The sequence below is a fragment of the Trichococcus sp. genome (assembly GCF_049589555.1).
Lineage (GTDB): Bacteria > Bacillota > Bacilli > Lactobacillales > Aerococcaceae > Trichococcus.
In genome coordinates, this window is sequence record NZ_JBAWAZ010000109.1 from 1 (window position 1) to 7,593 (window position 7,593).

A 7,593-nucleotide genomic window follows, 5' to 3' on the forward strand; every position below is an offset into this window, starting at 1 on the left:
GGAAAATTGCATTCTTCATATCATGCCGGCGTGGCGGAATTGGCAGACGCGCTGGACTCAAAATCCAGTGCCCGCGAGGGCGTGCCGGTTCGACCCCGGCCGCCGGTATCACACAAACAAGCCCAGAGAGATGGTTTCCATCTTTCTGGGCTTGTTTTTTTTGGTGTGCCCGGCGTTGGGTGATAACTTTGTGGTGAAAGCCCAATACAGACTTTGCAGTAGGAACTGTTAGTGAATGACAATGGTGTCCACCGTGAGTTGTAATCTGAAGGAAGTCGGACGCAAACACTCGTACTGACGTACAGAAATTGGATAGTTTACACTAAACTGGACGGTTTCGTTAAGGCCAGTTAAACTTGTGGGACTAATCACTCGAGGGAGAGACTAACCATGGAAAAAAGAACAATGTAAAAGAAAAATAATGAGGCAGGTACTACCTTTCGAGCCTACTCAATATTCATTCCCTCTGCGTTGCAAAGACATACGCAGGCAAGGAAGGAGTTCGTAGGAAGCTCCCACTTCAAGCGTTAATCCACAAGGATTAGCTAAGTGGGAGTAGTTCACATTACCATCATTCGTTTTGTTGAGAATAATATAATTTGCGCTTTCTTTGGCTATGTATGTACTAGCATTCAGTTTATATAATAAAAAAAATTATAGCAAAAACAAATGGATTAATCTTGTCAATTTAACTTTAAAATGTTATATTTAAAAACGGAAACGTTTCCAAAAAAGTAATAGGAGGGGCTAAATTGAAAAAATGGCTAAGTATTGGTCTAAGCATTGCCGTCATTGGAGTTTTTTTCTTGGTAAGTAAACCATATCTTTTTTCCAATAAAACAACGATCCAACAAATTTATCCACGCTCGAATGAGAGCTTTGTAGGAGATCCAATGCCTTATTTTAATGGCAAGGAATTTATGATTTATTATTTAGAAGACTTACGTGATGATCAAATTGGTTTTCATCCGATCAGTTTAATGACGACGACTGACTTTATTAATTACACAGATCATGGTGAAGTGATTCCGTTTGTAAATGATCATAATGATCAGGAGTTAGCCTTAGGAACGGGTTCTGTAATAATTGATTCAGATGGATTGTATCATGCATTTTATACCGGCCATAATGGATCGTTGTCACCTAAGGAAGCAATTATGCATGCCACCAGTAAAGATGGAGTCAAGTGGAATAAGCAGCCAGAGCACGCGTTTTTCGCTAGTACACAGTATGAAGCAGATGATTTCAGAGATCCTTTTGTGTTTTACGAAGAAGATTCTCAGGAGTATTGGATGCTTGTTACAGCTCGTCAAAATGGAACAGGTGTTATTGCTAGATATACTTCAAAGGATTTAATAACATGGGAAGATCAAGGTGTTTTTTTTGAAAACGATTTTGGAAACGATTCCAATTTAGAGTGTTCCTCACTAGTCTTTTTTGAAGGAAAATGGTATTTGGCTTTTTCGGATCAATGGGATCAACGTGTCGTTCATTACCGTATTGCGGATAGTGTCAATGGACCTTTCGTCAAACCAGCTAACTTAGATCATTGGGATAGTTCCGGATTTTATGCGGGAAGATTAGAAACAGATGGAGAAAAACTTTATGTAGTAGGTTGGATTCCAACAAAAGAACAACATCGTGACAATCAAAACTATAATTGGGCAGGTAATCTTGCTGTCCATGAACTGATAGCTAAGGATGATCATCTATTACCGACGTTACCTGAAAGCGTTAAAGAACAGGTGAATACGATAGCTTTTACAGATCAGATAATTTCTGAAGGTCAATCAATAGCTTTTAATGCTAATGAGGAAACCGTTCTTTATTCTGGAAATGTCATCTTAGATGAACAAACGAAAAAATGGGCCTTTCAATTTAATAGTAAAGAAAACCAATCGAATTTAAATATTATTTTTGATACAGAACTAAATACAGTCGCATACTATAATCGCCCTTTAGATATGGTGGGAAACTATGATCCACAAACTCAAATGCCCTTTGACTTTGCTGATCGATCAAGTGTAAATATTAAACTGGTCTTAGAAAATGATATTGTTGTTCTCTATCTAGATGATGAAATTGTTCTCTCAAATCGGATGTACCAAGCTAAGGGTGGTGATTGGGCAATCAGGGCTATTGAAGGTCATCTAAAGATAGAATCATAAGAGATTGATAAAAGTCGAGTTAGTATCAGTCAGAGTAGTATTTGTCATTTTTAGTTTGATAACTTCGAGAAACTATTATGCTGAAGAATATCGCCACAATTCCATTTTTCACCCGAAGAAATTTGGCTAAATGACCCAAAGAGAATGGCAGTGTGCGGCAAGTTTACTTCTCACCACGGGACATCTGAACTCCGGCGAAGCGAGTGTTCGCCGGAGTTCAGATGTCTTTTTTTCAATGAGTTCCGGGGAGCACCCCTTAGCCGGAACTGAGTGTCTGGATTGTTTTTTTACCTCCGGCGAATCACTCCTAAACGGAGGTGACGGGCTTCCCCAGCCTAAGCTATCTCGAGTCATCCATCCGCAGGCCTTCATCGTTTTTATCTGTATCCCGTGATATTCCTTGGGACGTATGCTTCTTCCAGATACTTGATTTCTTCGGCGCTCAATGCGATATCGAATGCGCCAAGGGCATCATCCAGATATTTCACTTTTGTCGCGCCGATCAGCGGGGAGGTGACGTAGTCTTTGCTCAGCATCCAGGCAGTCGCGACTTGGCCGCGGGTGATGCCGCGTTCGTCGGCCAATTTATGGACCCTCGAAATTACTTCATTGTCGGAAGCCACAATATACGTAGGCAGATTTGCCTCCGCAGCTTGGCTGGTGCGGGCGGTGACGGCACCGATATCCCTCGTCAGTCTCCCGCCTGCCAATGGGCTCCAAGGCGTCATCGCAACTTTTTGGTCCTGCAGCAAAGGGATCATTTCGCGTTCTTCTTCCCGGTAAAGCAGATTGTACAGGTTCTGCATGGAAACAAATTTCGTCCAGCCGTTCTTTTCGGCGATGAATTGGGCTTTCGCAAATTGCCAAGCATGCATGGAAGAAGCTCCGATATAACGCACTTTCCCCATTTTCACCAAGTCATGCAGTGCTTCCATCGTTTCTTCGATAGGCGTGCCGTAATCCCAGCGGTGGATGATGTACAGGTCCAGATAATCGGTCTGCAATCTTTTCAAAGAGTGATCGATTTCTGCGAAGATGCTTTTGCGGGACAAGCCTTTTGCATTCGGCCCCTCGAACATCGGGAAATATAATTTGGAAGCCAGGACGATTTCATCGCGGTTGGCGAAATCCTTCAAAGCCTTCCCGACGATCTCTTCGCTGGATCCGGCTGAATACAAGTTCGCAGTATCGAAGAAATTGATTCCGGAGTCCAAAGCTTTTTTGATGATTTCTCGGCTTTCCGTTTCACCAATCGACCATTTTTCCCGACCGCGTTCCGGTTCTCCGAAGCCCATGCAACCCAGACACAGTTTTGAGACTTCCATACCAGTATTCCCTAATTTCACATATTCCATGTTAGCGCCTCCAATAGTTTTGTTTTTATTATACGCCTATTGTAACTGTTGGAGTTCACTCCAAGACAAGTGTTTTCTGACGAATAAAAAATATTGTTCAGAGGCTGCTGTAACGGTTGACTTGGAGTCCACTTCAGGATTTAAACTGAGGGTAACAAAAATATGAAATAGGAGGAATGGAAGATGAAAATGAGCGAAACTGCAAAAAAGAACCATGATGAACTGTTTCCCGGGCACGTGTCGATATTGGCTGAAAAGGATCCGGAATTTATTGAAGTTTTTGATAATTTCGCGTTTGATGAAGTGCTGCAATACACTAGTCTGGATGTGAAGGAAAGGCAGAAAGTGCTGTTAGCTGCTTTGATCGCCATGCAGTGCGTGAACGAGTTCAAAGCGATGGCGAAGGGTGCTTTGAATGTAGGCGTCACGCCGATAGAGCTGAAGGAGATAGTCTATCAGGCCGTCCCTTATGCCGGCTTGGGGAAAGTGTTCGATTTCCTGCATGCGGCAAATGAAGTGTTGGAGGAAAGAGGGATCACGCAGCCGTTGGAGGGTCAATCAACCACAACTGTCGAAAACCGTTTTGAAAAAGGTTTGGAAATCGTGCGCGAAGCTGCGGGGGACACAGTGGATAACATGCTGGACACGATGCCGCAGAACCAGAAGCATTTCGCAACTTTTTTGGCGGATAACTGTTTCGGCGATTTCTTTACGCGCAGCGGGTTATCGATCCAGGAACGGGAACTGCTGATTTTTACCATGCTGGCTTCGATGGGCGGAGCGGAGCCACAAATGAAAGGGCATATCCGCAACAATCTCCGCGTTGGCAATGATAAGCAAAAACTGCTGGACACGCTCACGGTCCTGTTACCGTTCATCGGGTATCCGCGGACATTGACGGCGTTGAATTGTCTGAATGAAGTCGCTCCGGAAGAAAGCTGAAAGCGTAGGGGATAAAGATGAAAATCGCTCAAGTCAGCAAAGAGAAGCATGTATCGATCGATAGTTTGCGTTATTATGAACGGATTGGGCTGATTCCTCCCGTGAAACGGGTCAAAGGCGGCATCCGGGAGTATTCGGATGAGGATCTGAAGTGGCTGGATTTCGTGATGGAGGTGCGGTCGGCGGGGGTGTCGATCGAGCCGTTGATCGATTATGTGCGCCTTTGTGGAGAAGGCCTCCATACCGTTCCAACCAGGCGGGATCTGTGGGACGACGAGTGCGACCTGCTTGAAAAGAGGATCCGCGGACTGCAGGAGACCTTGGCGCAAATGAAAGGCAAAGTTGCCCATTATGACGGGATGTTGAAAGGATAGGGTTGGGACTTTTGTTCCAGCTCTTTTTTGTGTGCCAGTTTCATCCGAGGTGCCTTGTTATCCGCTGGTATAGCGAAAGTTGTCGGATAAACTGGAAGAATCCGACAAACGGAGAGCAAATGCGGCAATAATTGTCGGATGACTTGGAATATCCGACAAGTTGAGAGCAAATGTACCGCTCGTTGTCGGATAACTTGGGAATATCCGACATCTGGAGTGCCACCGCTCTATTTCTTTGAATCATTGTTGCAAATGCAACAAAAATACGGTATCCTTTATCTAAATTTCCTGAAGAAGGCAGGTGTTTTTATGGCGGAAATTCTCCGCGAAATCGGCATGATAGCCAGGGCTTTGGATTCGATCGCGAATATCGAGTTCAAGGAATACGACCTGACGAGGGGGCAATACTTGTACCTCATCCGGATTTGCGAAAATCCGGGAATCATCCAGGAAAAGCTGGCGGATATGATCAAAGTCGACCGCACGACGGCTTCGCGCGCCATCAAAAAACTGGAAGCGAACGGGTTCATCGAGAAGAGAGCCGACGCCGCTAACAGAAAGATCAAACGGATCTTCCCGACAGAAAAAGGCAAAGCAATCTCCCCAAACATCAGCAGGGAAAATGAGCACTCGGAACGGGTGGCGCTGCAGGGGCTATCGGAAGATGAATCAGCGCTTCTCATCGGTCTGCTCCAAAGGGTCCGGAAAAACGTCGAAGGCGACTGGGAATATGTGAAAAAAGGCAACAAACGAAACTACTGAAGCAAAGATAAGGAGTGCATCATACATGGCAATCACACTGAAAAAATGCAGCAGCGAAGATTTGGCGGATCTTCAAGCAGTCGGCATCGAAACGTTCACGGACACATTCGCGGCCCACAACACGCCGGAAGACATGCAGGCTTACCTGGACAAGTCCTACGATCCGGAAAAGCTGAAGGAGGAACTTTCGGCTGAAGGTTCGACCTTCTATTTTCTGTACGATGATAAGGAACTTGCGGGCTACATGAAGTTCAATGTCGATGCAGCCCTGACGGAAAAAATGGACGCTGATTCATTGGAAGTGGAACGGATTTACATCCGGCCGGCCTTCAAGCGCAGAGGACTCGGGAAATATCTGATCGACAAAGCGATCGAAATCGCCCGCGCTCAGGGGAAAAATCTGATCTGGCTAGGGGTCTGGGAACATAATGTGAACGCCATCGCGTTTTATGAAAAGATGGGCTTCGTCCATAACGGTTCGCATTCGTTTTTCATGGGCGAGGATGAGCAGACCGACTTCATCATGACGAAAAAACTGGGCTGACCAGTACACAAAAAACCATCGCCGGGTTGGAAGCGATGGTTTTTTGCGGACATAATTGATATTTTATCATCCAGAAGCGTGATCCTCTTCCTTGATAATATCCACTGTTGAGGATCGGCCGGCTTCGATCATTTTGGAAGTGCTGATCCGCAGCTGCAGGTTGGCATCGTAATCGAGTGCAAAGATGCAGGAATAGAGTACGTCCAGTAGGTACACAATGGCGCTGTCTGTGGAGAAGGTGGCGATTTTTGAATAGAGCTTCTCCCTTGTACAGATTCTGAGCACGCAATCCGCAAGCCGGGCGGTCGTATTGTCCCCGATATTGGTGATGGCGATGATGGGGATATTGTTCGCTTTTAAATATTGGATTGTTTCGTTCAATATCGCAGTTTCTCCGGAATAGGAGACGATGATCGCGCAAGAGGACGGATCCGCCAGTCGCGCCTTGAAGATCGTTTCGCCCTGCAGCAGGCAGATGTCCACCCGTTTTTTGATCCGCGACATGTTGTGTTGGAATTCCTGCGTGATCAACAGGTTGTTGCTGACTGCAAAAAGACTGGTATAGGAAGACTTCCTGATGATCTGGATGGCCTTCTGAAGGTCGTCATGGGTGATCAGCGACAAGGTATCGTCGATGGATTCCTTTTCCAAGGCAGCAATTTTACTTGCAATCGACATGATGGTATCATTACGGTGAAAAGGCAGGTTGGCGTTTATTTCACTGAAATGTTTCTGCAAATATTCTTCTTCTTTCAAGAAGGCTTCCTTCAAATCGCTCCAGCCGCTGAAGTTCATCTTGTGGGCAATCCTTACCAATGTGGAAGGAGAAGTGTAAGTTGCCTCGGCAATCTCTTTGGTTGTCATTTCCTCGATGGCCGCTTTTTTCTCCAGTATATAAGTTACTATCTTTTGTTCGCTGTTCGAGAAATCAAAATTCTCCAGCCGTTCTCTGATAAGCATCTGAATCCTCCGCTCGTGTTTCGTCTGAACCTCAAGACTATCCTATCATATTTGCGAATGTTATTTGATATTCCGATGCAAAAAAATGAATAATTTGTAAACGGTGTTACGGAGTGTCCGGAAGTTATTGTTTCTGTTCCGCTATCCATTATAATCAAGTTGTAAAAGAATGTAGCCGCCTAACTAATCATTTGAGCCGCACATCCATATCGGTAGGGGGAGAAAGTAATGATAGGGTTCATCGCAGCTGTTTTAACAACGTTGTCCTTCGTTCCGCAGGCGTGGCAGATCATCAAAACAAAGGATACTTCCGGCATCTCGTTGGGTATGTATGCCATGTTTGTGGTCGGCGTATTTTTGTGGTTGATCCACGGATGGAACATCCAGGATTATGCCGTCATTTCGGCGAACGGCATCACCTTGGTACTGGCTTCAATTATCTTGTTTTATAAAATCAAATATAAATAAGAGGAGAGATCATTATGGCA

8 protein-coding genes and 1 tRNA gene are annotated in these 7,593 nt (G+C 45.0%); 7 read left to right on the forward strand and 2 right to left on the reverse strand.

Annotated elements, in window-relative coordinates; all coding sequences use genetic code 11:
- Positions 1-24: 24 nt before the first annotated feature.
- Positions 25-108, forward strand: a tRNA-Leu gene (locus tag WBV27_RS04790).
- 644 nt (positions 109-752) lie between these two features.
- Positions 753-2,168 (forward strand): family 43 glycosylhydrolase, encoded by a 1,416-nt coding sequence (locus tag WBV27_RS04795; protein WP_424199904.1) that lies wholly within the window; start codon positions 753-755, stop codon positions 2,166-2,168.
- 377 nt (positions 2,169-2,545) lie between these two features.
- On the opposite strand, the gene WBV27_RS04800 is transcribed toward WBV27_RS04795, so the two are convergent.
- Positions 2,546-3,523, reverse strand: coding sequence for an aldo/keto reductase (locus tag WBV27_RS04800; protein WP_424199906.1), 978 nt, complete (start codon positions 3,521-3,523; stop codon positions 2,546-2,548).
- A 183-nt stretch (positions 3,524-3,706) separates the two neighbouring features.
- Between WBV27_RS04800 and WBV27_RS04805 the strand changes: the two genes are divergently transcribed.
- The 4 genes from WBV27_RS04805 (at position 3,707) to WBV27_RS04820 (ending at position 6,145) form a co-directional block, all read left to right on the forward strand.
- Complete coding sequence (locus tag WBV27_RS04805; protein ID WP_424199908.1) at positions 3,707-4,465, forward strand: carboxymuconolactone decarboxylase family protein; 759 nt, start codon at positions 3,707-3,709, stop codon at positions 4,463-4,465.
- Positions 4,466-4,482: 17 nt separating this feature from the next.
- Positions 4,483-4,839: a MerR family transcriptional regulator gene (locus WBV27_RS04810; RefSeq protein WP_424199910.1), complete on the forward strand. Its 357-nt coding sequence runs from the start codon at positions 4,483-4,485 to the stop codon at positions 4,837-4,839.
- Positions 4,840-5,148: 309 nt separating this feature from the next.
- Positions 5,149-5,601 carry a MarR family winged helix-turn-helix transcriptional regulator gene (locus WBV27_RS04815; protein WP_424199912.1) on the forward strand — a complete coding sequence of 151 codons (453 nt, stop codon included), beginning with the start codon at positions 5,149-5,151 and terminating at the stop codon, positions 5,599-5,601.
- A 25-nt stretch (positions 5,602-5,626) separates the two neighbouring features.
- Complete coding sequence (locus tag WBV27_RS04820) at positions 5,627-6,145, forward strand: GNAT family N-acetyltransferase (RefSeq protein ID WP_424199914.1); 519 nt, start codon at positions 5,627-5,629, stop codon at positions 6,143-6,145.
- Between the two features lie 66 nt (positions 6,146-6,211).
- On the opposite strand, the gene WBV27_RS04825 is transcribed toward WBV27_RS04820, so the two are convergent.
- Positions 6,212-7,105, reverse strand: a complete 894-nt coding sequence (locus WBV27_RS04825) for a MurR/RpiR family transcriptional regulator (protein WP_424199916.1) — start codon at positions 7,103-7,105, stop codon at positions 6,212-6,214.
- A gap of 228 nt (positions 7,106-7,333) precedes the next feature.
- Here WBV27_RS04825 and WBV27_RS04830 point away from each other — a divergent pair, with 228 nt between their 5' ends.
- A complete protein-coding gene (locus tag WBV27_RS04830; protein ID WP_288925013.1) occupies positions 7,334-7,573 on the forward strand; it encodes a SemiSWEET transporter in 240 nt (79 codons plus the stop codon).
- Positions 7,574-7,593: the final 20 nt, after the last annotated feature.

Excerpts from the sequence above, each read along its gene's own strand:
- WBV27_RS04800 (WP_424199906.1), bottom strand. The coding sequence starts at position 3,523 with ATGGAATATGTGAAATTAGGGAATACTGGTATGGAAGTCTCAAAACTG.
- WBV27_RS04805 (WP_424199908.1), top strand. The coding sequence starts at position 3,707 with ATGAAAATGAGCGAAACTGCAAAAAAGAACCATGATGAACTGTTTCCC.
- WBV27_RS04810 (WP_424199910.1), top strand. The coding sequence starts at position 4,483 with ATGAAAATCGCTCAAGTCAGCAAAGAGAAGCATGTATCGATCGATAGT.
- WBV27_RS04815 (WP_424199912.1), top strand. The coding sequence starts at position 5,149 with ATGGCGGAAATTCTCCGCGAAATCGGCATGATAGCCAGGGCTTTGGAT.
- WBV27_RS04820 (WP_424199914.1), top strand. The coding sequence starts at position 5,627 with ATGGCAATCACACTGAAAAAATGCAGCAGCGAAGATTTGGCGGATCTT.
- WBV27_RS04825 (WP_424199916.1), bottom strand. The coding sequence starts at position 7,105 with ATGCTTATCAGAGAACGGCTGGAGAATTTTGATTTCTCGAACAGCGAA.
- WBV27_RS04830 (WP_288925013.1), top strand. The coding sequence starts at position 7,334 with ATGATAGGGTTCATCGCAGCTGTTTTAACAACGTTGTCCTTCGTTCCG.